Origin of the sequence: Reyranella sp., from assembly GCF_050185545.1 — a bacterium.
In the GTDB taxonomy this organism is placed as follows: Bacteria; Pseudomonadota; Alphaproteobacteria; order Reyranellales; family Reyranellaceae; genus Reyranella.
Window position 1 is genome coordinate 4306 of sequence record NZ_JBFWZI010000102.1, and the last position, 22456, is coordinate 26761.

21 protein-coding genes and 1 tRNA gene are annotated in these 22456 nt (G+C 67.6%); 10 read left to right on the top strand and 12 right to left on the bottom strand.

The window, feature by feature from the left end; all coding sequences use genetic code 11:
• Positions 1 to 83 precede the first annotated feature (83 nt).
• The 11 genes from AB7O82_RS23475 to AB7O82_RS23525 form a co-directional block, all read right to left on the bottom strand.
• Positions 84 to 1109 carry an alpha/beta fold hydrolase gene (locus tag AB7O82_RS23475; RefSeq protein WP_428551256.1) on the bottom strand — a complete coding sequence of 342 codons (1026 nt, stop codon included), beginning with the start codon at positions 1107 to 1109 and terminating at the stop codon, positions 84 to 86.
• A complete protein-coding gene (locus AB7O82_RS23480; RefSeq protein WP_428551259.1) occupies positions 1109 to 2209 on the bottom strand; it encodes a Zn-dependent alcohol dehydrogenase in 1101 nt (366 codons plus the stop codon). Before AB7O82_RS23480 ends, AB7O82_RS23475 begins: the two co-directional genes overlap by 1 nt.
• Before the next feature lie 7 nt (positions 2210 to 2216).
• Positions 2217 to 3527 carry a TRAP transporter large permease gene (locus AB7O82_RS23485; RefSeq protein ID WP_428551262.1) on the bottom strand — a complete coding sequence of 437 codons (1311 nt, stop codon included), beginning with the start codon at positions 3525 to 3527 and terminating at the stop codon, positions 2217 to 2219.
• On the bottom strand, positions 3524 to 4036 hold the full coding sequence (locus tag AB7O82_RS23490; protein ID WP_428551264.1) for a TRAP transporter small permease subunit: 513 nt from the start codon (positions 4034 to 4036) through the stop codon (positions 3524 to 3526). Before AB7O82_RS23490 ends, AB7O82_RS23485 begins: the two co-directional genes overlap by 4 nt.
• A gap of 167 nt (positions 4037 to 4203) precedes the next feature.
• The gene (locus AB7O82_RS23495; protein WP_428620288.1) at positions 4204 to 5229 is read right to left on the bottom strand and encodes a TRAP transporter substrate-binding protein; all 1026 of its coding nucleotides are present in this window, start codon (positions 5227 to 5229) and stop codon (positions 4204 to 4206) included.
• Between the two features lie 40 nt (positions 5230 to 5269).
• Positions 5270 to 6133 carry a phytanoyl-CoA dioxygenase family protein gene (locus AB7O82_RS23500; protein ID WP_428620290.1) on the bottom strand — a complete coding sequence of 288 codons (864 nt, stop codon included), beginning with the start codon at positions 6131 to 6133 and terminating at the stop codon, positions 5270 to 5272.
• An 18-nt stretch (positions 6134 to 6151) separates the two neighbouring features.
• Positions 6152 to 7000, bottom strand: a complete 849-nt coding sequence (locus AB7O82_RS23505) for a phytanoyl-CoA dioxygenase family protein (protein WP_428551271.1) — start codon at positions 6998 to 7000, stop codon at positions 6152 to 6154.
• A gap of 233 nt (positions 7001 to 7233) precedes the next feature.
• A complete protein-coding gene (locus AB7O82_RS23510; RefSeq protein WP_428551274.1) occupies positions 7234 to 7995 on the bottom strand; it encodes an SDR family oxidoreductase in 762 nt (253 codons plus the stop codon).
• Entirely contained in the window at positions 7992 to 8834 is an 843-nt protein-coding gene (locus AB7O82_RS23515) for a carbohydrate ABC transporter permease (RefSeq protein ID WP_428551277.1), read from the bottom strand. The genes AB7O82_RS23510 and AB7O82_RS23515 overlap by 4 nt, the downstream gene beginning before the upstream one ends.
• Entirely contained in the window at positions 8827 to 9720 is an 894-nt protein-coding gene (locus tag AB7O82_RS23520) for a carbohydrate ABC transporter permease (protein WP_428551280.1), read from the bottom strand. Before AB7O82_RS23520 ends, AB7O82_RS23515 begins: the two co-directional genes overlap by 8 nt.
• Positions 9721 to 9915: 195 nt before the next feature.
• On the bottom strand, positions 9916 to 11247 hold the full coding sequence (locus tag AB7O82_RS23525) for an ABC transporter substrate-binding protein (RefSeq protein WP_428551283.1): 1332 nt from the start codon (positions 11245 to 11247) through the stop codon (positions 9916 to 9918).
• A 297-nt stretch (positions 11248 to 11544) separates the two neighbouring features.
• Here AB7O82_RS23525 and AB7O82_RS23530 point away from each other — a divergent pair, with 297 nt between their 5' ends.
• From AB7O82_RS23530 to AB7O82_RS23545, 4 genes are read left to right on the top strand one after another with little or no spacing between them, the layout of a single operon-like run.
• The gene (locus AB7O82_RS23530) at positions 11545 to 12303 is read left to right on the top strand and encodes a FadR/GntR family transcriptional regulator (RefSeq protein ID WP_428620292.1); all 759 of its coding nucleotides are present in this window, start codon (positions 11545 to 11547) and stop codon (positions 12301 to 12303) included.
• Positions 12304 to 12327: 24 nt separating this feature from the next.
• Complete coding sequence (locus AB7O82_RS23535; protein ID WP_428551447.1) at positions 12328 to 13428, top strand: Zn-dependent alcohol dehydrogenase; 1101 nt, start codon at positions 12328 to 12330, stop codon at positions 13426 to 13428.
• Between the two features lie 20 nt (positions 13429 to 13448).
• Positions 13449 to 14600 (top strand): acyl-CoA dehydrogenase family protein, encoded by a 1152-nt coding sequence (locus AB7O82_RS23540; protein WP_428551450.1) that lies wholly within the window; start codon positions 13449 to 13451, stop codon positions 14598 to 14600.
• Complete coding sequence (locus tag AB7O82_RS23545) at positions 14597 to 14971, top strand: hypothetical protein (protein ID WP_428551453.1); 375 nt, start codon at positions 14597 to 14599, stop codon at positions 14969 to 14971. Before AB7O82_RS23540 ends, AB7O82_RS23545 begins: the two co-directional genes overlap by 4 nt.
• A 195-nt stretch (positions 14972 to 15166) precedes the next feature.
• Here AB7O82_RS23545 and AB7O82_RS23550 read toward each other — a convergent pair whose 3' ends face one another.
• Complete coding sequence (locus AB7O82_RS23550) at positions 15167 to 16306, bottom strand: FAD-dependent oxidoreductase (RefSeq protein ID WP_428551456.1); 1140 nt, start codon at positions 16304 to 16306, stop codon at positions 15167 to 15169.
• A 167-nt stretch (positions 16307 to 16473) separates the two neighbouring features.
• Between AB7O82_RS23550 and AB7O82_RS23555 the strand changes: the two genes are divergently transcribed.
• The 6 genes from AB7O82_RS23555 to AB7O82_RS23580 all read left to right on the top strand — a co-directional run bounded on the left by AB7O82_RS23555 (position 16474) and on the right by AB7O82_RS23580 (position 22455).
• Positions 16474 to 17514 (top strand): rod shape-determining protein, encoded by a 1041-nt coding sequence (locus AB7O82_RS23555; RefSeq protein ID WP_428551458.1) that lies wholly within the window; start codon positions 16474 to 16476, stop codon positions 17512 to 17514.
• Between the two features lie 223 nt (positions 17515 to 17737).
• Entirely contained in the window at positions 17738 to 18643 is a 906-nt protein-coding gene (mreC, locus tag AB7O82_RS23560; RefSeq protein ID WP_428551461.1) for a rod shape-determining protein MreC, read from the top strand.
• Position 18644: 1 nt separating this feature from the next.
• Entirely contained in the window at positions 18645 to 19217 is a 573-nt protein-coding gene (locus AB7O82_RS23565) for a hypothetical protein (protein WP_428551463.1), read from the top strand.
• Positions 19217 to 21127, top strand: coding sequence for a penicillin-binding protein 2 (gene mrdA, locus AB7O82_RS23570; protein ID WP_428551469.1), 1911 nt, complete (start codon positions 19217 to 19219; stop codon positions 21125 to 21127). The genes AB7O82_RS23565 and mrdA overlap by 1 nt, the downstream gene beginning before the upstream one ends.
• Positions 21128 to 21137: 10 nt before the next feature.
• Positions 21138 to 22289: a rod shape-determining protein RodA gene (gene rodA, locus AB7O82_RS23575; RefSeq protein WP_428551466.1), complete on the top strand. Its 1152-nt coding sequence runs from the start codon at positions 21138 to 21140 to the stop codon at positions 22287 to 22289.
• Between the two features lie 90 nt (positions 22290 to 22379).
• Positions 22380 to 22455 (top strand) — tRNA-Lys (locus AB7O82_RS23580).
• Position 22456: the final 1 nt, after the last annotated feature.

The following is a 22456-nucleotide window of genomic DNA, read 5'->3' on the forward strand; positions in this document are numbered from 1 at the left end:
CTGTCATGAACGTAGGAACCTCGCCGGCAATTCAAGTGCGGCAGGATCATGGTCGGGGCAGACGCCTCATGGCCGGGATCGCATCAGGCCAGAAACCGGCGCATCGCCGCGTCGAGAAAGGCCGTTTCAGCGGCTTCGGTGCCGCCCGCCGCCTGGTGGCCGGCGATCGACGGGATCTCGACGAGTTCGCATCCCGGGATCAGGGCGGCGGCCTCACGCCCGGCCTCGACCGGATTGTAGAGGTCGAGCGGCGGCACGGCGATCAGGGTGCGCGCCCGAACCGTCGCCAAGGCTCTTCCCAGGTCGCCATCGAAGCCCGGCGTCAAACCGACGTCGTGTGTGTCGTAGGCAAAGCTCTGATAAACCCAGTCGACGGCGCTGAGCCCGGCGGCGGCGCGGGAGGCGTCGAGTGTCGCGAGCCCCGGGGCGAAATCGTCCGGCTTGGCATACTGCCGCGCCAGTGCCTGCGGGGTGCGGCTGGCGACCAGGCGCATCAGGGCCGTCCAGCCGATCCAGGCCTCGGCTGACTCCTCGGCCCACCAGTCCGGATGCGAGGTCAGCAACCGGCGTCCCACCTCGTTGATGGCCCGCGACCACGGCGACGTGCGGGCCATCGGCACCAGGGCAATGTCGCACTGCATCCGTGCGGGATGCGAGACCGCCCACTGCAGCGCCTGCATGCCGCCCATCGACGCGCCGACCACTGCCCGCAATTGCCCGATCGCAAGATGGTCCAGCAGGCGACGCTGGCTGGCTACCATGTCGCGGATGGTGAAGCGCGGGAAGGCGAGGCCGGGCTGACGCTCGCTGGTGCTCGGCGAGCTCGAGAGGCCATTGCCGAGCGCATCGACGCAGATGATCCACCAGCGATCGGTATCGAGTGCCCGGCCGGGGCCGATCCAGGCATCGAGTCGGTGATGCGTGCTGCCGATGGCGGAGAGCGCGAGGACCGCGTTGCTGCGATCGTGGTTCGCGGTGCCGTGCTCGACATAGCAGAGGCTGCAATCGGCGATCCGCTGGCCGTTCTCGAGCGGCAGGTCGCCGATCTCCAGGAACCGGTGCGGCCGGTCGATCCAGCCGGGCTGCTGGGGCGGATGGCGATGGCGCATTAGAAGACGATGACGGCGCGCACGATCTCGCCCCGCGTCATGGCGGCAAACCCCTCGTTTATCTCGTCCAGCCGCAGGCGCCGCGTGATCAGTTCGTCCAGCCGCAGTTTTCCGGCGAGATAGAGGCGCGCCAGCCAGGGGAAGTCGCGGCGCGGCCGCGCCCCGCCATAGCTCGAGCGCACGATCCGCTTCTCGCCCATCAGCGCGCCCCAGCGGAAGGCGACGTCGCGCTGGACATTGATCTTGCCGAGCCACACCAATTGCCCGCCCGGGCGCAGGATCTCGGGCGACAGGCGGAAGGCCTGCTCGTGGCCGGCGGATTCGATCACGTAATCGACGCCGCGGCCGCCGGTCAGGTCCTTGATCTGTCCGACGATGTCGTTGCCGCCGGAATCGACGGTGTGCGTCGCGCCGAACAGCCGCGCCATCTCGAGCCGGGCCGGATCTCGGTCGAGCGCGACGATGGTGTCGGCGCGCTGCAGCATCGCGCCCTGGACGGCGTTCAGGCCGACTGCGCCGCAGCCGATCACCGCCACCGAGCTGCCGCCATCGATGCGCGCGACGCGGGCAGCACCGCCGACGCCGGTCATGACGCCGCAGCCGATCAGGCAGGCACGGTCGAACGGGATCTCCTCGGGGACTGCGATCGCGCCGGCCTCGGGAACGACGCAGTACTCGGCGTGCGAGGACACGACGGAGAAGTGGTGCAGCTTTCGTCCCTCGACGCTGAGGCGGGACGCGCCGTCGAGCAGGTGGCCCTGCGGCTGGTGCCGCGTGAAAGGCTCACAGAGAATCGGCTGATCGCGGTCGCAGTAGAAGCAGTGGCCGCAGCTCGGGTTCCACGAGCAGATCACGTGATCTCCGGGCTTGACCGAATGCACGTCGCTGCCGACCGCCTCGACGATGCCGGCGCCCTCGTGGCCGAGCACGATCGGCAGCGGGTAGGCGAGCGAGCCCTGGATCACCTCGAGATCGGTATGGCAGAGACCCGAGGCGCGCACCCGCACCAGCACGTCGCCGGGCCGCAGCGCCGCCATCTCGACCTCCTGGACCTGGAGCGGCGCATCGACCTGGTGCAGGACAGCGGCTCGGAAATGCATGGGCACCTCAGTTCAGCGACGGCAGCCAGAGGGCGATGTCGGGGAAGAACAGCACGATCAACAGAGCAACCAGCTGCATGCCCATGAAGGGCCACAGCGCCCGGAAGATGTCATCGAGCGAGATCTCGGGCGGCGCCACGCCCTTCAGGTAGAAGGCGGCCGGTCCGAACGGCGGCGACAGGTAGGAGATCTGCATGTTCATGCAGAACAGCACGCCGAACCAGATCGGGTCGTAGCCGAACGACTTTATGATCGGCACGAAGATCGGCATGGTGAGCAGGCAGATGCCGATCCAATCCATCAGGCAGCCGAGCACGATCAGGATCCCCATCATGATCAGCACGACGACGATCGGCGCCACGCCGAGTCCGACCATCAGGGTGCGCACGAAGGCCGGCCCGCCGGCGAGATTGTAGACGCCGATCATCGCGGTGGCGCCGAACGAGACCCAGAGCAGCACGCCGCAGGCCGACATGGTCTGAAGCACGGACGCCCGGAGCATCGACCAGTTGAGCTCGCGCCGCACCAGGGCGGCGAACAGGGTACCGACCACGCCCATGCCGGCCGCCTCGGTGACGGAGGCGATGCCGGTATAGATCGTGCCAAGGACGGAGCCGGCCACCACTCCCGGCAGGATCAGTCCCTTGAGCAGGCGCAGTTTCTCGGCGAGCGGAATGTTGCGCTCGTGCTCCGGCGCGGCCGGCCCGAGCGTCGGATCGAGGCGGCAGCGAACGAAAATGTAGAGCATGTAGATGCCCGACATCATCAGCCCGGGAATCAGGTTGGCAGAGAACAGATCCCCGATCGAGACGTTGACGGTGAGCCCGTAGATGACCAGCACGATCGAGGGTGGGATCATGGTGCCGAGCGAGCCACCGGCGCAGATCGTGCCGATGGCGACCTTGCGGTCGTAGCCCAGCCGCAGCATCTGCGGCAGCGCGACCAGGCCGAGCAGCACGATCTCGCCGCCGATGATGCCTGTCATCGCCCCCATGATGGTGGCGGCGACCATGGTCTGGATGGCGAGGCCGCCTGGCAATCGCCCGGCCCACACCCGCATGGCGTCGAAGAGATCCCGGGCGACTCCCGATCGCTCCATGATCGAGGCCATCATGATGAACATCGGCACCGAGACCAGCACGTACTCGTTCATGAACGAGTAGATGCGGCTCGAGATCAGCAGCATGCTCTTCGGCCCGAACAGGGCCATGCCGAACACCGCCGCGATCAGGCCGGTGACGAAGGCGAGCGGCAGCCCGAGCAGCAGCATGACGATCATGCTGCCGAACATCAGGATGGTGACCCATTCGACGCTCACGGCCGGTCGCGCCGCCAGGTGCGGGTCAGATTGACGATCGCCTGCAGGATCATCAGGACGACGCCCGCCGCCAGGGCGGTCTTGATGACCACGGGGATCGGCACGTCCCAGGCGCGGCCGCTGGTCTCGCCGAGCTCGATCGCGACCAGCGCCTGGCGGCAGGCGGCCCAGCCGAAGGCGGCCATGAAGAAGATGATCGCCAGCGCATTGAGCAGGTCGCAGCCGTGGCGCCAGAGCGGCGGCATGCGGTCATAGAGGCTGGAGATGCGGATATGCTCGCCCCGCTGCAGCGCATAGGAGCCGCCGAAAACGAAGGCGAGCGCCGACAGGGCGATCACCAGGTCGTGCACCCAGATGGTCGGGCTGTTGAACGCGTAGCGCATCAGCACCTCCCAGGCGGTGAGCGCGACGGCGATCAGGAACACCCAGGCAAGCGTGCGCCCGAGCCACAGGCTCAGCCGGTCGATCGGCGTGAGTGCCATGCCAGGACGGGTATTGGGATCCGTCATCGTCAGGACGCGGCCGCCGGGCGTGCGCGACTCCAGTCGTGCTGCCTCCCGGGGATAAGGCGATCCTCATGCTCTTCCGGACCGCGGGCGTCTCGCCCGCTCTTCTCATGAGCGGACGAGACGCCCGCGGTCCGGAAGACGATGACACGCTCCGGCGGCAGCGCCACCTAAAGCAGCCCGATCTTCTTCAGGAAGGCCGTCTGGCTGTCGTAGACCTTCTGGGCGGTCGGGCTCTTCTTCGCCCAGTCGGCCCAGGCCTGCTGTGACAGCTCGCGGAACTTGCGTCGCTCGGCCGGACCGACATCGACCAGCTCGACGCCGGCCGCCTTGGCGGCCTCGATCACCTTCAGGTCCTCCAGGGCGACGCGTTGCACCATGTCGCGTGCGAAGTCGCGCACAGCCATCTCGAACAGCACCTTGAGATCCAGGCTGAGGGCGTTCCACTTGTCCATGCCGATCGCGACCTCGGCCGCCGGCATCGAATGGAAACCGGGATAGAGCGGGTACTTGGCAATCTTGTGATAGCCGAGGTCGTTGTTCATGCCGAGCGTGCCCCAGTCGGTCGCCTCGATCACGCCGCGATCTAGCGCGGTGTAGACCTCGCTGCCCGGCAGGGTGACGACACCGGCGCCGGCGCGGCGCCAGATCTCGGCCCCGAGGCCCTCCGGCACGCGCATCTTGACGCCCTTGAAGTCGGTGATGCTGCGCAGCGGCTTCTTGGCCGGCACCGATTCGACGCCCCACCACACCGGGCCGACATAATAGATGTTGAAGCGCTTGTAGATGTCGCGCGCCAGCTCGAGGCCGCCGCCATACTCGAACCACATCTGCATCTGGTACGGGTTCTCGAAGCCGCCGTTCAGGTCGCCGATCAGGGCGAGCGCCGGTTCCTTGCCGGAGAAATACGGTCCGCCGCTGTGATGGCCGTCGAGAATGCCGTTAGTGATGGCATCGAGAGTCTCGCTGTAGGCGACGATCTGGCCGACCGGAAGGGGCTCGATCTCGAGGCGTCCGCCGCTCGCCGCCTTGACCCTCTTGGCGAAGTCCTCGAATACCTTCTGGTTGATGGTGCCGGCCTGCCACAGCGACTGGACTTTCCATTTCTGCGCCGTCTGCGCCCGGGCGACCGCCGGAGCCGCCACTGCTGCCGCGCCGAGCGCTGCCACCGATCCGAGCCTGCGTCTGCCGAACATGGTTTCCTCCCTGTCGTTGCCTGCTTGTTGCAGCCGCCTTTCAGCCGCGGCCGGCGAGCGACCTGCCGTCGCCCAGGTCCCGGCGCTGGCTGGCGCCGGTATAGAGGATGCCCGTGGTGCGCTCGACCATGCGGGCGTGGAAGGCCAGCGCCTCGGGATCGAAGTCGGCCCGCGGTCTCGGCTCGGCCTCGAAGTGGCCGTAGCGGTCGACCCCGCGCACCAGCGTCGCGCTGTCGCGCTCGCCGACGGTCTGGCGCACGTAAGTCGGGATGTAGCGGATGGCATAGCCGGTACGCGGATGATCGGCGCGATTGGGTTCCGAGCCGTGCACAAGCCGCACGTGATGCAGTGACATCTCGCCCGGCTGCAGCACGATGTCGACCGCCTTGCTGCGATCGACCGTAACCGCGATCTCCTGGCCGCGAGTCAGGAGGTTGTCGCCGGCGAAGGTGTCGCGGTGCGGCATCTGGTCGGCGAGATGCGTGCCGGGCGCCACCTGCATGCACCCCGACAGCGGCGTCGACGGCGTGAAGGCGACCCAGGCAGTGACCACGTCGGGCGACGACAGGCCCCAGTAGGTCGAATCCTGGTGCCATGACACGAAGGCCGGATCGCGTGCCGGCTTGTGAAAGAAGCCCGAGCCCCACACCAGCAGGTCCGGGCCGAGAATGTCCTCCACGGCATCGACGATCGCCGCGTCCCGGATCATGTCGGCGAGCCAGGGAAACAGCAGGTGCGGTTTCTGGTTGGTGCGCCGCGTCAGCGCGCCGCCCTCGGCCGTCATGATTGCCTCGAGCCGCTGCCGGCTGGCCGTTACGTGGTCGGTGTCGAAGGCCGGAACCGGGAAGAGGTACCCGTCGCGGCGGTAGGCCGCGACCTGGGCATCCGTCAGCTTGCGCGCCATGATGGTCTCCCTGCGCGATCAGCCGCGCACGACGTTCTCGAAGCTCTGTGTGCGGGTGCCGGCATAAAGGATCGCCGCCGAACGCTCGGCGGCGTCGCGGTGCGCCGCCCACGCCCGCTCCGACAGGTCGCTGTCGGGCGCCGGCTCGTGGTCGAAGTGATGGTAGCGGTCGACGCCGCGCACCAGGGTGGCGCTGTCGCGCGGGCCAGCCACGGTCTGGTGCAGATGGGTCGGAATGTAGCGCAGGGCGAAGCCGATGCGGCGGTCGGCGGAGCGATTGGGCTCGGAGCCGTGCACGATCAGCACGTGGTGCAGAGAGGCCTGGCCGGGCTCCAGCAGGATGTCGACCGCGCCGCTGGCGTCAATGTCGACCATGACCTCCTGGCCGCGCGACAGGAGATTGTCCTTCGCCCAGGTCTCGCGATGGGCGTGCTGCGTCTTGTGGCTGCCGGGTACCATGCGCATGGCGCCCGACTCGAGAGTCGCAGGCGACAATGCCACCCAGGCGGTGATCACATCGGGCGAGGACAGGCCCCAGTAGGTTGCGTCCTGGTGCCACGACACGAAGCCCGGATCGTGCGCCTCCTTGATGAAGAAGGTCGAGCTCCAGCACAACAGGTCGGGACCCAGCACGTCCTCGACTGCGTCGAGGATGCGCGGGTTGTGCACCAGGTCGTTGAGCCAGGTGAACAGCAGATGGGCCTTGTGCCGCATGCCGCCGGCGAGCGGCTTGCCGTCGCGCGCCTCGAACGCCTCCAGCCTGGCCCGCACATCCGACGCCTCGTCGGCCGACAGGACATCGATCGGAAAGTGAAAGCCATCGCGCCGGTAGCGCGCGAGCGCTGCCTCGGAGAGCAGCTTCGTCATCGCATTCCTCCCGCACCGGGCGTCATCGTCGTGCCCATGCGCTTCTTCTTTTGCGAAACGCTAGGCAGTTCGCCGAGGACGGTCAAGAAACACCGACGCAGGACACCTCTGCACGATGTTGGCGCCAAGGGCCATTCTCGGGATGATGGAGAAGTGGCAAATGCGAATGCCCTGTCCTGCGTTCGGGATGACGGAAGTGTGTCCCAGGCGGAGCACTTGCTCCGCGACAGGCGTTAACGCTGCCAGAACACGAAGCCGCCGCCCGAGCAGTCGAGCGTGACGCCGGAGATGAAGCTCGCCTCTTCCGAAAGGGCGAACAGGATGGCATTGGCGATCTCCGGTGCGCGGCCGACGCGGCCCATGGCGATCGTCGCCGAGACGGCGGCGCGGGTCGTCGGATCGGCGAGCGCCTGCTCGGTCATCTCGGTCTCGGTCATGCCGGGCCGGACGGAGATCACGCGGATGCCTTCCATGGCCACTTCCTTGGCAAAGCCCATGGTGAAGGAATCGACGGCGGCCTTGCTCGCGGCGTAGGCCGACTTGCCGGGCCGGCCGCCGATGGTGCCGGCCATCGACGAGACGTTGACGATGGCTCCGCCCTTGCCGCCGCGTCGGGTCGACAGTCGCCGCGCCGCGGCGCGGCAGCACAGCATCAGGCCGACCACGTTGACGCCGAACAACCGCGTCAGCACCGCCTCGTCGAACTCGTCGACCCGCATCGTGCCGCCGTCGATGCCAGCGCTGTTGACGAGATGGGTGACCGGCCCGAGCGCCTGCTCGGCCGCCTCGAATAGCGTCTCGATGTCGGCCTCGCGGGAGACATCGGCGGGTAATGCGACCGCCTGGCCGCCCCGGGCCACGATGTCGGCGACGACCTTGCGGGCCTGCTCCTCGCGCGAGCGGTAGTTGATCGCCACCTTGTGGCCGCGCGCGGCCGCGAGCCTCGCGGTCGCCGCGCCGATGCCGCTCGCGCCGCCGGTGATCAGAAGGGTCATCCTTTCAACGCGCCTCCGGTGAGACCATGTACCAGGTACCGCCTGACGACGAAGGAGAAGACCAGCACCGGCAGCATGATCATGGTGCCGCCGGCGGCGATGCGGCCCCATTCCCATCCTTCGTAGTTCATGAAGTTGACCACGGCGACCGGCGCAGTCATCGCCTCGGTGCGGGTCAGAATCAGGGCGAAGAAGAAGTCGTTCCAGGCGAACAGGAAGCAGAGGATGGCGGTCGCTGCCAGCCCGGGGCCGGACAAAGGCAGGATGATGCGGCGGAAGCCCTGCCACATCGTGGCGCCGTCGATCCAGGCGGCCTCCTCGAGCGAGCGAGGCAACTGGTCGTAGAACGGCCGCATCATCCAGATCACCAGCGACAGGTTGAAGGTGAGATAGATGATGACCAGGCCGGTCAGCGTGTCGAGCAGTTCGAGATGGCGATAGACCAGGAAGTAGGGGATGGTGAAGGCAATCGGCGGCGCCATGCGGCTGGCCAGGATCCACAGCGTGATCGTGCCGCTTGCGCGCGTCGTCCAGCGTGAGAGCGCGTAGGCCGCCGGCACGCCGATCACCAGGGAGAGCGCCGTCGAGACGACGCCCACGATCAGGCTGTTGGCGAAGGAATTGCGGAACTCCGAGGTCCACAGCGCGGCGTAGTTGGCCAGGGTGGCGTCGAAGAAGAGCCGCGGCGGGAAGCGGAAGATCTCGGCATTGGTCTTGAACGACATCAGGAGCAGCCAGAGGAACGGAGACAAGGCGAGCAGCGCCATCGAGACGGCGAGCGTCTGCAGGACGATACGGTCGCGCCGGGTTCCGCGCCTGGTTCTGCCCTCCCTAGTCAACGGCGGCTCCCCAGCCGACCATGCGCACGATCACCCAGCTCAGCACGATGGTCGCCGCGAGCAGCGCGATGGTGATGGCGCTCGAGAAGCCGAGATAGGAGAAGTTGAAGGCCTGCAGGTAGGAATAGTAGTTGGTCACCTCGGTGAGATTGCCCGGCCCGCCGTCGGTCAGAATGAAGATCAGCGGGAACGCCTTGATCGAATCGATCAGCCGGAACAGGCCCGCGACCAGCAGCACGCCCTTGATGAAGGGCAGGGTGATGTAGCGCGTGAGCTGCAAGGGCGTGGCGCCGTCGACCTTGGCGGCGTCGAGCAGCTCCTGCGGCATCATCTGCAACCCGGCCAGTACCATCAGCATGGTGAAGGGGAACCATTCCCAGGTGTCGGCGATGATGATCGAGGTCAGCGCCCAATCGGGGTCGGTGATCAGCGCCGGTACGTTCCAGCCGAGCGCCCGGAAAATCCCGTGCATCGGGCTGATGTCGGGCGTGTATATCACCTTCCAGATGATGGCGACGACGATCGGCGGCAGCACCATGGGGATCAGGAACACGGTGCGCAGCGCTTCGAGCAGGCGCGTTCGCATGTTGAGCAGCAGCGCAAGGCCAAGCCCGATCAGCAGCTGCAGCAGCACCGTCCAGAACGACAGCTTGATCTGCACCCAGACCGAGTTGTGCAGGCGCGAGTCGGACAGGAGCTGGTCATAGCTCACGAAAGGCTGCGAGAAATCCCACTGCGTCTCCGGCCGCGTGAGGTTGAGCGGCGTGAAGCTGGTGGCCAGAAGGTAGAGCGACGGCAGCAGCGTGATCAGCGCCAGCACCGCGAGCGAGGGCGCGACGCAGAGAGCGAAGAAGCGGTGTTGGGAGCGTCGGAAGCCGCTCATCATGGCTTCCTCCCCAGCGGAGCTGGGGGCATGCGCCGGGAGTGCGCCACTCCGTGGCGCTCATGGGAATAACGGACACAGTGATTGCGGATCGGAAGAAGAGCATGAGCGCCACGGAGTGGCGCGCTCCCGGCCATGACCCCTCCGTCCGCGAAGACGCGGACACCTCCCCTCGTATGAGGAGGGGAGGAGAAGATCTCACTTATCAATCTTGATGCCCGCCTTCTGCAGGTCCTGGATCGCCTCGGCCTGGGCCTGCTTCATCGCCGCTGGAGCGTCCTGCTGCCTGGTGGCGATGCGTTCGATCGCCTTGTTGATCTTGTCGCCGACCTGCGGATAGACCGGCACGGTGCGATACTTCATGTAGCCGGTCTTGCCACCGAGCTGCAGCACCTCGAGGAACAGCGCGGCGACGTCCTGGCCATTGAGCGTCAGCACCTGCTTGAACTCGGGGCTCTTGATGACCGACATGCGGCAAACGCTCGGGTAGCCGTGGTTCTTGACGACCATGGCGATCGTCTCCTTCGACAGAGCCCACTTGATGAACTCCCAGGCCGCCTCCTTCTTCTTGGAGCCCGCCGGAATGCCGAGACCATGGCTGTTGGAGCCCGGGAAGTTGCCTGTCGGGCCGGCCGGCATCAGGCCGTAGCGCACCGTCTTCTGCACCGTGCTCTCGGCATGCTTGGCCAGCGGCACCATCCAGGTGATGGCCTGGGTACGGATGTTGGCGCGGCCCGACATCTGCGAGCGCATCGACTGGTCGTCGGAGTAGGACAGGATGCCGTCCGGCCCGTACTTGGTGAGCAGGTTGGCGTACCATGCGGCGGACGAGGCGGCCTGCGGCGTGTCGAGGGTCGGCGTTAGGTTGTCCGGCGGCGCCTTGAACACGTTGCCGCCGGCGCCCATCAGATAGGGAATCCAATTCCAGTGATGCAGCTTGTCAGCGGTAAAGGCGGCGACGTTCTCCTTGTTGTGCACCGCGTCGCACACCTTGATCAGCTCGTCGAACGTCTTGGGCAGGCCGAGCCCCGCCCGCTCGATCAAGTCGTAGCGCGCCGCGCCCAGGATCATCGCGCCAGCCTCCCAGGTGAAGCCGAACGTCTCGCCCTTGGCGTTCTTCATCGCCGATTGCGGGCCGCCGGCAAAATCCTCGGGGTCCCAGTCGGCCGGGGTGCGCTTGGCGTCCTTGGTGAAGGGATCGAGATTGGTAACCCAGCCGGCGCCGATCCAGCGCCCGGAATAGATGAAGGTGACGTTGATGACGTCGAGCGCCGAGCCCTTGGTCGAGAGCTCGAGGTCGGTGCGCTGGTTGTAGACCGGGAAGGCCTGCATGGTGAAGTTCACCTTGATGCCGGTCTTCTCCTCGAACTGCGGGAAGTAGCTCTTGAGATACTCGAAGTAGGTCGTCTGGAAGCACGAGGCGTTGATGGTCGTGCCGGCGAACGGCTTGCCGCCCTGGGCATGGACGGCCGGTGCGGCCAGGGCGCCAATGGCGCCGCCGAGAATCGTACGACGATTGAGGCTTCTCATGTGCGCGTCCTCCCGGCTTTTGACTTGGCGCATTATTATGTCTGACATATCGTCCGGCGACTCATCCGCTCTGTCAACAATGACCGACATGCCTTCTCGCCGTCGCCGTCTTTCTCCTCCCCAGCTTCGCTGGGGTGTCCGCGTCTTCGCGGACGGAGGGGTCATGAGTCATGAGAGCCATGACCCCTCCGTCGCCAGTGCGACTCTCTGGATTTCGGCTACGCCGAAATCCAGAAGGAGCATAGACGGCGACACCTCCCCAGCGAAGCTGGGGAGGAGAAACGAAAGCCAGGGCCTGTGAGTCACCGCCCAGCCGCAGTCGGAGGCGCCGGCCGCATTGCGGAAGAGCTCGGCTCGGCCATCGTCGCGGGCATCTACCAGCCGCACGAGCTGGTGCCCGGAGAGCTCGAGCTGTGTCGCCGCTTCGGCGCCAGCCGCACGGTCGTTCGCGAGGCTTTCAAGCTTCTGTCGGCCAAGGGCCTGATCGCCTCGCGCAAGCGGTCGGGGACGCGCGCCCGGCCGCGCGAGGCCTGGCACATGCTGGACGCCGACGTGCTGGCGTGGCGCCTGAAAAATGGACAGGCCGAGCCGAAATTCCTCTTCGATCTCCTCCATGTGCGCGCGGTGGTCGAGCCGGCGGCGGCGGCCATGGCGGCGCGAAGCCATACGCCGGGGACCCTGAAGGCGATCGAGGCGGCGTTCGAGGAGATGGAGCGCGCAGCGCACGACGCCACCCTGTTCGCCGATCCCGACATTCGCTTTCACAAAGCGATCCTGGCAGCGACGGACAACGACGTGATGGTGGCCTTTGGCGCCCTCACCGAAGCCGCGCTGGGCGTGTTCGTCCGCGCGGCGTCGCGGCATGCCGGGGCGCCGGCGCCTTCGGTGCCTCTGCATCGCGCAGTCCTCGCCGCGATCCGGGGCAGGGACGCTGAGGGCGCTCAGGCCGCCATGATGGCCCTGCTTGACCGCACGGCGCGCAATGTCGAGCGCAACGTCGGGCCGGCTGCGCGACCGCGCGGAGGCTCGCGGCGGTCCGCCAAACCGTCTAAGTAATCCTCCTGCGAGGGGAGGACCGACATGAAGGCCGCCATACTGTTCAAGCCCAACGAGCCGCTGCAGGTACTCGAGTGCGAGCTCGGCCCGCCCAGGGCGGGAGAGGTGCGGGTCAGGATGAAGGCGTCCGGCGTATGCCAGAGCGACTGGCATATCATCAACGGCGACTGGCCTTCGCCCCTGCCGATCGTGCCCGGCCACGAAGCAGCGGGCGAGATCGCCGAGTGCGGACCGGGCGTGACGACGGTGAAGCCGGGCGATCACGTGATCTTCTCCTTCCGGCCGCACTGCGGGCGCTGCCACTACTGCAGCCAGGGCCGCACCGTGCTGTGCATCGGCCGCAACAGCACGCCGCCGGCCGGGCTCTACGACGGCACCCTGCGCATCAAGCACAAGGGCCAGGACATCTACCAGATGGCGCGCATCGGCACCTTCGCCGAGGAAGTCGTCGTGCCCGAGGAGATGGTGGTGCCGATCCGCAAGGACATGCCGTGGCCGCAGGCCGCCTTGGTCGGCTGCTGCGTAGCCACTGGCGTCGGTGCCGTCACCCGTCATGCGCGGATCCCGACCGGCTCGACCGTGCTGGTCATCGGCTGCGGCGGTGTCGGGCTCAACGCCATCCAGGGTGCGGTCCTGTCGGGCGCCGGCACCATCATTGCCGCCGACCTTCTGGACAACAAGCTCGAGATGGCGAAGACGTTCGGCGCCACGCACACGATCAACACCAGCACCAACGAGGACGCGGCCAAGAAGGTGAAGGAGATCACCGGCGGGCTCGGCGTCGACTTCGCCTTCGACGCGGTGGCGATCGACAGGACCCAGGCGCTGGCATTCGATTCCCTGGCGCCGGGCGGCCATGCCGTGGCGGTCGGCGTGTCGTCGCCCAGGCAGCGCGCCCAGTACTCGCCGTTCAACATGGTGTTCACCGAGAAGACGGTGAGCGGCACCTTCTATGGCTCGGTGCGGCCCGACCTCGATTTCCCCGTGCTGGTCGACCACTACATGAACAAGCGGCTCAACATCGACGGCCTGATCAGCCGCACCTACAAGCTCGCCGACATCAACGAAGGGTTCAGGAGGATGATGGCGGGCGAGGTGGCGCGCGGCGTCGTGGTGTTCGACTAGCCTGGATTCTCGAAGGCGCGATGACCGACCTCGACGATTTCGGGCTGACCGACGAACAGAAGCTGATCCGGCGCAATGTTGCCGAACTGCTGGCGCGCGTGCTGCCGGTCGAGGAGATCCGCCGTCTCGATGCGGCGAGCGAGTTCCCGCACGCCGCGTTCGATGCGCTGGCCGAGGCGGGCTACATGGCGCTGCCCTACGATCCCGCCTATGGCGGCATGGGCGGCAGCCGCAAGGACCTGGTGATCCTGGTCGAGGCGCTGGCGCGTCACTACAGCGGCGCCTCGTCGTGCTACCTGCCCACCGTGGTCTATGGCGGCATGCATCTGCAGCTCACCGCCGGCGAGCATCTGCGCCGCCGCTACCTGCCCGAGATCTGCGCCGGCCGCCTGAAATCGGCCTTCGCGCTTTCCGAGCCCGACACCGGCTCGGACGCCTCGGGCATCAAGACGCGTGCCGTGCGCGACGGCAACGGCTACCGGCTCACCGGCCAGAAGCTCTATATCAGCGCGGCCCATGTCGCCGACTACCTGATGGTGGTGGCCAAGACCGACAGCGAGGCGCGGCACAAGGGCGTCACCCTGTTCTGGGTCGACGCCCTCGCGCCCGGCCTCACCATGCAGCCGCTGCCCACGCTCGGCCGGCGCACGACGCACGCCAACGAGATCTTCCTCGACGGCGTGTTCGTGCCGGCCGATCACATGATCGGCGAGGAGAATCGCGGCTGGGCGGGCCTGATGAAGGGCCTCAATCTCGAACGCCTCTGCCTGGCGGCGCAGGCTTGCGGCAACATGCATTGGGCGATCGAGTATGCCCGCGCCTATGCCGTGGAGCGCCGCCAGTTCGGCCAGCCGATCTCCAAGTTCCAGGCGATCCAGCACAAGTTCGCCGATATGCGCATCCTCCTGAAGACGACGCAGGCGCTGACTTGGCGGCTGGCCGACATGCTCGATGCCGGGCTCAATCCGGTCGAGGAGACGGCTATCGCCAAGATCCAGGGCACCGACGGCGAGTTCCGCTGCGCCCACCTCGCCATGGAGATCATGGGCGGCGCGGGCTATACCATGGCGCACGATGTCCAGCGCCTGTTCCGGGACGTGCGCGTGGGCTCGATCGGCGGCGGCACCAACGACATCCATCGCAACACCATCGCCAAGATGATGGGATTATGATCCACCGCCTTTTCCTTGCCCTGACGCTGATGCCGGCGGCGACGGCTGCGCTGGCGCAGGGCCCGTCGGAGCGCCGGCTCCAGTGCGATCGCGGCCCGGCCGGCAGCAGCCGCATGTTCGGCGGCACGGCGTGGGACCTCTATGGCTGCAACGACGATCGCTCGGTGGCCATCGTGACGGCGCGCGGCAATCCCGCCCTGCCGTTCTACTTCCTGTTCGTCGAGCGCGACGGCAAGTACACGCTGAGCGGCGAGGGCACCGGCCGGGCCGAGTTCACACGCAAGGCCTACGAGGATCTGCGGCGATTGTCGCAGCAGGACATCGAGGCCCTGGCGAAGGAAGCGAGCAGGGCAAAGCCCGCGACCCAGTGAAGGCGCGCTGGAAGCCCCGAGTGTTCTCTTGGACCGCGGGCGTTCCGCCCGCTCATGATTCATGAGCATCAGCGGGCGGGACGCCCGCGGTCCAGGAGGAGCATGAACTTTCCAAGCAGGTGACCGGGCCTCGCGGACGCCGCGCACGTCGAGGCCGAGCACGCCGCGCCCGGCATGACACGCGAGACTGCCGGCCTAGATCGGCTCGCTGAGGCTCCTCTCGATCTCCTTGCCGAACTCCTCGATCGAGTAGAACTTCATCAGGTGATCGCGGCCCCAGGCGACGGGGATGGAGCTGATGAACATCATGCTGGCGATGCGCCGGCTGGCCGTCTGGGCGCCCTCGGCGCGCCTGCGCCGGCGGGTCTCGTAGTGCTGCAGGGCGAGCGCCACACCCCTGGCGTCGCTGCGGCCGAGCTCGTCGGCCAGCACGGCAGCCGATTCCATCGCCATCGAGGCGCCGACGCCGGCGGTCGGCAGGAAGGCGCAGGCCGAATCGCCCATCAGCACGACACGGCCCTTCGACCAATGGGGCGCCCGGCAATCCTCGAGCGCCCAGAAGAACATGTCCCGGTCGCTGGCCGGCATGGCGGCGAACGGCTCGCGGGCGACGCCGCGGTAGTCGGCGAACAGCTCGGCCAGCCGGGCGCCGCGGCCGCCGATCCGGGCATGGCCGATCTCGTCGATCGGACCGGCGGCGATGACGCCGACCCTGTCGCGCACCGGATAGACACCGACGAAGCGACCGGCGCCCCAGTACTCGGTCACCTTCGTGCGCGGCGCGGCCGCGGCGGGCGCCCACCACACCCAGCCGCCCCATCCTGTCGGCCGCATCGCGATCTCGCCTGCGACATGCTGCCGAACGGTCGAATGGATGCCGTCGGCGCCAACCACGAGATCGAAGCGGCCGAGGCTTTCGCCCTCCGCCAGCGCCTCGACTTCGGCACCGTGATCGACCAGCGCGGTCACCCGGGTCGCCATGCGTAGCGGCACGTCGGGCGCCGCGTTCCGCAACAGCTGCAGCAGGTCGGCACGCGAGAGCTGGCGGGTGTCGCCGTACTTGCCGAGCGCGCCGGCGATGTCGAAGGTCTGCATCGGCTCGCCATGACCGTTGCACATCGTGTAGGTGTCCATCGGCTCGCTGGCGGCGCGAAAGGCATCGTAGGCCCCGAGCCCATGCAACACGCGATTGCCCATCGGGAAGAGAGCGAGCATGTAGCCGCTGGCGTGGAAGTCATCCGCGCGCTCGACGATCTGCGGCACCATGCCTTTCTGGCGCAGCAGGGCGCTCAACGTCAGACCGGCGATGCCTGCACCGACAATCAAGACCCTCACGATTCACCCTTCCTGACGAATCACCTTCGCCTGCAGCCGCGGTGCCGCGACCGTGAATGACCTTGCGGGACCCGGTTGGCCGGTCTAAACCCGTGCGCGCTTCGACGGCAGGCGTAAGCATTGTATGCCGGGCCTGAATTTCCTAGCAATTACAGAGACTTCACTAAATGCTCTCGCGTGTCATCGGGCTGTTTTCGGCGGACATGGGGATCGATCTCGGCACGGCCAACACGTTGGTCTACGTCAAGGGCCGCGGTATCGTCCTGAACGAGCCGTCTGTCGTCTCCCTGACCACGGCGACCGGCAAGCGCCAGGTTCTTGCCGTCGGCGAGGAGGCCAAGATGATGCTGGGCCGCACGCCCGGCAACATCCAGGCGATCCGTCCGCTGCGCGACGGCGTCATCGCCGACTTCGAGGTCGCCGAGGCGATGATCAAGCACTTCATCTCGAAGGTGCACAACCGGCGGAGCTTCGCGCATCCCCAGATCGTGGTCTGCGTGCCGTCCGGCTCGACCGCGGTCGAGCGGCGCGCCATCCAGGAATCGGCCGAGAGCGCCGGCGCGCGCAAGGTCTGGCTGATCGAGGAGCCGATGGCCGCGGCGATCGGGGCCGGCCTGCCGGTCACCGAGCCGACCGGCTCGATGGTGGTCGATATCGGCGGTGGCACCACCGAGGTCGCCATCCTGTCGCTGGGCGGCATCGTCTATCCGCGCTCGGTGCGCGTCGGCGGCGACAAGATGGACGAGGCCATCATCGGCTACATCCGCCGCAACCATAACCTGCTGGTCGGCGAGAGCTCGGCCGAGCGCATCAAGAAGACCATCGCCTCGGCCTGCCCGCCCGAGGACGGCGAGGGCCGCACGATGGAGATCAAGGGCCGCGACCTGATGAACGGCGTGCCGAAGGAGCTGATCATCACCGAGCGGCAGATCGCCGAAAGCCTGCAGGAGCCGGTGAGCGCCATCGTCGAGGCCGTCAAGGTCGCCCTCGAGAACACTGCGCCCGAGCTCGCCGCCGACATCGTCGACAAGGGCATCGTGCTGACCGGTGGCGGCGCCATGCTGACCAACATGGATACCGTCCTGCGCCAGGCCACCGGCCTGCCGGTGTCGGTGGCCGAGGATCCCCTGCTCTGCGTCGCGCTCGGCACCGGCCATGCCGTCGAGAACATCGACCGCCTGCGCGGCGTTCTGTCGTCGATGTACTGAAGTCATGCCCCTCCCCGGCCAAGCCGGGGTGTCCGCGTCGTCGAGGACGGAGGGGTCATGGGCCGGGAGCGCGGCACTCCGTGGCGCTCAAGGGATTGCAAACACACCGATCGTGGATCGAAAGAAGAGCATGAGCGCCACGGAGTGGCGCGCTCCCGGCCATGAGCCGTCCCCCGTAATCGGGGGAGGCGAAAAGCGGAGTCCGGGGTAGTATGGGCGGGACATGGCGATCCGGGACGACTTCGAGGTAGTCGCTGGCCAGGTGCGCTCGGCCGTGCAGCGCTTTGCGCTCGGCCTGCTCGTCATCGCGGCGTTCGCCATCATGCTGGTTGGCAAGGCCGACACGGTGCTGGTCGAGCATGTCCGCGTGGTGGCGCTCGATCTCGCCGCCCCGATGCTCGAGGCGATCGCCCGGCCGGTCGGGGTGGCTAACCGCGCCATCGCCGACCTGCAGGAATTCGCCTCGTTGCGCGAGGAGAATGCGCGCCTGCGTGAGGAGAACGCCCGGCTGCTCGCCTGGCAGACCGCCGCCCGCCGCCTCGAGAACGAAAACGAGGGCCTGCGCGGGCTGGCCAGGTTTCGCGAAGGGCCGGAGGCTTCGTTCATCACCGCCCGCCTGGTGGGCGACAGCGTCAGTGCCTATGTGCGTGGCGCGCTGCTCAATGTCGGCCGCCGTGCCGGGGTGGCCCACGGCCAGGCCGTGGTGACCGGTGAGGGCCTCGCCGGGCGTATCGCCGAGGTCGGCGAGAACAGCGCCCGCGTGCTGTTCGTCACCGACGTCAATTCGCGCCTGCCGGTGCTGATCGAGCGCACGCGCGAGCGCGCCATCGTGGTCGGCGACAATTCCCCGCAGCTTCGTCTCACCTTGCTGCAGAGCGTCGCCGGCGTGCAGCGCGGCGATCGCATCATCACCTCGGGGCATGGTGGCAGTTTTCCGGTCGGTATCCCCGTAGGCGAGGTGGTGGAGACCGGCGAAGGCAGCGTGCGGGTGCGGCCGTTCGCCGATTTTTCGCGCCTCGAGTTCGTCCGCGTCGTCGACTACGGCGTGCCCGGCCTGGTAAGCAATCCGGGCTCGGCGCCGCCGACCACCCCGCCCGGCGTATCGTCGACCGGCCAGAGGGTGCGCTGAGATGCGGGTCGACGGGGCGCTCGGCACGCTCGATCGCTGGGGCCGGGCTGCGCTGCCCGGCACGGTGCTGTTGTTCTTCGTGCTGCTGACCCTGGCGCCACTGCGCGTGCCGTACCTCGCCGACGCCCTGCCGCTCCTGCCGGCGCTGACCGTGTTCCAATTCAGCCTGGCCACCCCTGAGCGGCTGCCCGGGCCGCTGCTGCTGGTAATGGGCGTGCTGCTCGATCTGCTGCTCGGCGGGCCCGGCGCACCGGTCGGCGTGAGCGCGCTGGGGTTCGTCCTGATCCGAGCCACAGTGGTGGCGAACCGGCGCTACCTGGTCGGGGTGCCCTTCCTGTTCCAATGGGCCGGGTTCTGCCTGCTGGCGCTGGGCTTCGTCGTCCTGGTCTGGTCGCTGACCTCGCTGTGGACCTGGACGGTGATTGCTCCGCGCGCGGCGTTCGTACAGTACGTCGTGATCGTCGTGCTCTACCCGCTCATCGGCCCGCTTCTGGCCCGCATTCGGGCGCGCGATCCGCTGAATGTGCCTGAGCTGTCGCGCGGCACGGCGCGGCCGGGAGGGACCGCCCCGTGATGCGCTATCGCAAGGGCGACGGCGAGCGCTCCGGCCTGTTCACGCGGCGCGCCCTGCTGCTGGGCGGCGCCCAGCTTGTGCTGATGTCGGCGCTCGCCGGCCGGCTCTACCAGCTGCAAGTCCTCGAGACCCAGCGTTTCGCCACGCTGGCCGAAGAGAATCGCATCAATCTCCGGCTGCTGCCGCCGTCGCGCGGCCTGATCTTCGATCGCACGGGCAAGCCGCTCGCCGTCAACCGCAACAATTTCCGCTGCATGGCGACCTCCGATCGTGGTCGCGGCGCCGAGCTGCTGATCGACCGGCTCGACCAGATCTTCTCCCTCGCCGAGGCCGACAAGGTGCGCCTGCTGCGCGAGCTCAGGCGCAGCCGCAACGCCCAGCCGGTCGTGGTGCGCGAGAACCTCGGCTGGGAGGAGGTGGCGCGCGTCGAGTTCAACGCTCCCGACCTGCCGGGCGTGTTCATCGATCTCGGCCAGTCGCGCGACTATCCGGAAGGCGAGCTGATGAGCCACATCGTGGGCTACACCGGCCGTGTCGCCGACGAGGACCTCGCCGGCCGTGACGACCCGGTGCTGCAGCTCCCCACGCTGCGCTTCGGCAAGAAGGGCGTCGAGCGCTCGCTCGAGGACGACCTGCGCGGCCGCGCAGGTGCCGTTCAGGTCGAGGTCAACGCGGTCGGCCGGGTCGTCCGCGAGCTCGACCGCACCGAGGGCCAGCCCGGCTCCAACGCCCTCCTCACTGTCGATCTCGACCTGCAGCGCTTCGTCGCCGAGAAGTTGAAGCAGCACCAGAGCGGCTCGGTCGTGGTGATGGACGTCGTCACTGGCGACATCCTGGCCATGGTGTCGACGCCGGGCTTCGATCCCAACACCTTCGCCCGCGGAATCACCCAGAGCGAATGGCGCGATCTGCTCGACAGCCCGGAGCGGCCGCTGCACAACAAGTCGATCGCCGGCGTCTATCCGCCGGGCTCGACCTACAAGATGGTGACGGCGCTGGCGGCGCTCGAGTCCAAGGCAATTGATCCGTGGACGCGGCTGCCCTGCCTTGGTTTCATCGAGCTCGGCAAGATCAAGTTCCATTGCTGGCTCGGCGGCGGTCATGGCTCGACCAACGTCACCGAGGCGATCGCCGTCTCGTGCGACTGCTTCTTCTACGAGGCGGCGCGCCGCGCCGGCGTCGATCGCATCGCCGAGATGGGTGCCCGGCTGGGATTTGGCCACACGAGCGCGCTCGGCCTGCCCGGCGAGTCGACCGGCAACCAGCCGAGCCGCGCCTGGAAGCAGGAGAAGCTCGGCAAGCCGTGGCAACACGGCGACACGTTCAATCTCGGCATCGGCCAGGGCTATATGAACGCCACGCCGCTGCAGCTTGCCATCATGACGGCGCGCATCGCCAATGGTGGCTACGAGGTCCAACCCAACCTGCTGCTCGCCTCGGCGACCCCGCGCGAGGAGTTGGCGCCGCCGCCGGCGCGCGTCAAACCGAATGCCCCCTCGCTGCGCCTAAATCCTCAGCATCTCGCCATCGTACGCGAGGGCATGACCCAGGTCGTGAACGCGGGCCACGGCACCGCCAATGCCTTGCGGATCGACGGCCAGGGCAAGCTGATCGAGCCGGCGATGCGCTTCGCCGGCAAGACTGGGACCGCTCAGGTCAAACGCATCACCGAGCGCGAACGCGCGCTGGGCATCACCCAGGCCCAGCTGCCCTGGCACCTGCGGCATCACGCGCTGTTCGTCTGCTTCGGGCCGGTCGACAATCCGCGCTATGCCTGCGCCGTCATCGTCGAGCATGGCATGGCGGGCGGCGCGACGGCGGGCCCGATCGGCCGCGACGTGCTGCTCGAGACCATGAAGCGCGACCCGTCGCGCCGCACCGACAATTTCCGCAAGATGGCGTCGCGATGAGAGCTCCGCGATGAGTTTGGCCTCGATGCAGGGCGGCGCGCTCGACGCGCCGGCGCCGATCGGCTTCACCGAGAAGATCTGGCGCATCAACTGGGGCCTGGTGCTGGTGCTGACGGCGATCGCGGGAATCGGGGTGCTCGCACTCTATTCGGCGGCCGGCGGCCGCTTCGATCCGTGGGCGTCGCGCCACGCCATGCGCTACGTCGGAGCGTTCGGGGTCATGCTGGTGACGGCGCTGGTGCCGCCGCGCGTCTGGCTGGCGCTCGCCTGGCCGATCTACGTCATCGCCCTGCTGCTGCTGGTGGCGGTCGACGTGGTCGGCAAGACCGGCATGGGCGCGCAGCGCTGGCTGGTGCTCGGACCGATCCAGATTCAGCCTTCGGAGATCGCCAAGGTGGCGGTGATCCTGGTGCTGGCCCGCTACTATCACGGCCTGCGCAAGGAGGAGGCGGCGCGCCTCCTCTACGTGATACCGCCGTTGCTGGTCATCCTGATGCCGGTCGCGCTGGTCATGGTGCAGCCCGACCTCGGCACGGCCATGATGGTGCTGATGGGCGGCGCCGCGCTCCTGTTCGTGGCCGGCGTGCGCCTCTGGATGTTCCTGGTGGCGGGCGTAGGCGCCGTCGCCTGCCTGCCGATCGCTTGGTCGCTCATGCACGAGTATCAGCGCAGGCGCGTGCTCACCTTCCTGGATCCCGACCGCGACCCGCTGGGCGCCGGCTACCACATCACCCAGTCGAAGATCGCCATCGGCTCGGGCGGCCTGTTCGGCAAGGGATTCGGCAAGGGCACCCAGTCGGCCCTGAACTTCCTGCCCGAGAAGCAAACCGACTTCATCTTCACCACCTTCGTCGAAGAATGGGGCTTGGTGGGCGCCCTGGTGCTGCTCGGCCTGTTCGCCCTGGTGCTGATCTGGGGTTTCTCGATCGCCTTGCGCTGCCAGCATCATTTCGGCCGCCTGGTGGCGCTCGGTGTCACCGCCATGATGTTCCTCTACGTCTTCATCAACACCGCCATGGTGATGGGACTCCTGCCGGTGGTCGGCGTGCCCCTGCCGCTGGTCAGCAACGGCGGCACTGCCATGGTCTCGGTGATGTTCGCCTGCGGCCTGCTGATAGGCGTCAACGTCTACCGCGATGCGCAATTGCCGCGGACGCGCTGACAGGGCGCAATTTTCTTGCCATGGACCTATCGACAAGGGGGGCCCTGCTTGCTATAGCCCGCGCCGCTTCCGGCCATGCCGCCATCAGGCGGGCGCATAGCTCAGTTGGTAGAGCAGCTGACTCTTAATCAGCGGGTCCCAGGTTCGAGCCCTGGTGCGCCCACCAT

Bases quoted from the DNA above. Each gene is read 5' to 3' on its own strand.
- AB7O82_RS23545 (WP_428551453.1), top strand. From the start codon at position 14,597: ATGATCCACCGCCTTTTCCTTGCCCTGACGCTGATGCCGGCGGCGACG.
- AB7O82_RS23480 (WP_428551259.1), bottom strand. From the start codon at position 2,209: ATGCATTTCCGAGCCGCTGTCCTGCACCAGGTCGATGCGCCGCTCCAG.
- AB7O82_RS23535 (WP_428551447.1), top strand. From the start codon at position 12,328: ATGAAGGCCGCCATACTGTTCAAGCCCAACGAGCCGCTGCAGGTACTC.
- AB7O82_RS23500 (WP_428620290.1), bottom strand. From the start codon at position 6,133: ATGGCGCGCAAGCTGACGGATGCCCAGGTCGCGGCCTACCGCCGCGAC.
- AB7O82_RS23555 (WP_428551458.1), top strand. From the start codon at position 16,474: ATGCTCTCGCGTGTCATCGGGCTGTTTTCGGCGGACATGGGGATCGAT.
- AB7O82_RS23495 (WP_428620288.1), bottom strand. From the start codon at position 5,229: ATGTTCGGCAGACGCAGGCTCGGATCGGTGGCAGCGCTCGGCGCGGCA.
- AB7O82_RS23505 (WP_428551271.1), bottom strand. From the start codon at position 7,000: ATGACGAAGCTGCTCTCCGAGGCAGCGCTCGCGCGCTACCGGCGCGAT.
- AB7O82_RS23525 (WP_428551283.1), bottom strand. From the start codon at position 11,247: ATGAGAAGCCTCAATCGTCGTACGATTCTCGGCGGCGCCATTGGCGCC.
- AB7O82_RS23565 (WP_428551463.1), top strand. From the start codon at position 18,645: ATGCGGGTCGACGGGGCGCTCGGCACGCTCGATCGCTGGGGCCGGGCT.
- AB7O82_RS23520 (WP_428551280.1), bottom strand. From the start codon at position 9,720: ATGATGAGCGGCTTCCGACGCTCCCAACACCGCTTCTTCGCTCTCTGC.
- AB7O82_RS23490 (WP_428551264.1), bottom strand. From the start codon at position 4,036: ATGACGGATCCCAATACCCGTCCTGGCATGGCACTCACGCCGATCGAC.
- mreC (WP_428551461.1), top strand. From the start codon at position 17,738: ATGGCGATCCGGGACGACTTCGAGGTAGTCGCTGGCCAGGTGCGCTCG.
- mrdA (WP_428551469.1), top strand. From the start codon at position 19,217: ATGCGCTATCGCAAGGGCGACGGCGAGCGCTCCGGCCTGTTCACGCGG.
- AB7O82_RS23475 (WP_428551256.1), bottom strand. From the start codon at position 1,109: ATGCGCCATCGCCATCCGCCCCAGCAGCCCGGCTGGATCGACCGGCCG.
- rodA (WP_428551466.1), top strand. From the start codon at position 21,138: ATGAGTTTGGCCTCGATGCAGGGCGGCGCGCTCGACGCGCCGGCGCCG.
- AB7O82_RS23510 (WP_428551274.1), bottom strand. From the start codon at position 7,995: ATGACCCTTCTGATCACCGGCGGCGCGAGCGGCATCGGCGCGGCGACC.
- AB7O82_RS23540 (WP_428551450.1), top strand. From the start codon at position 13,449: ATGACCGACCTCGACGATTTCGGGCTGACCGACGAACAGAAGCTGATC.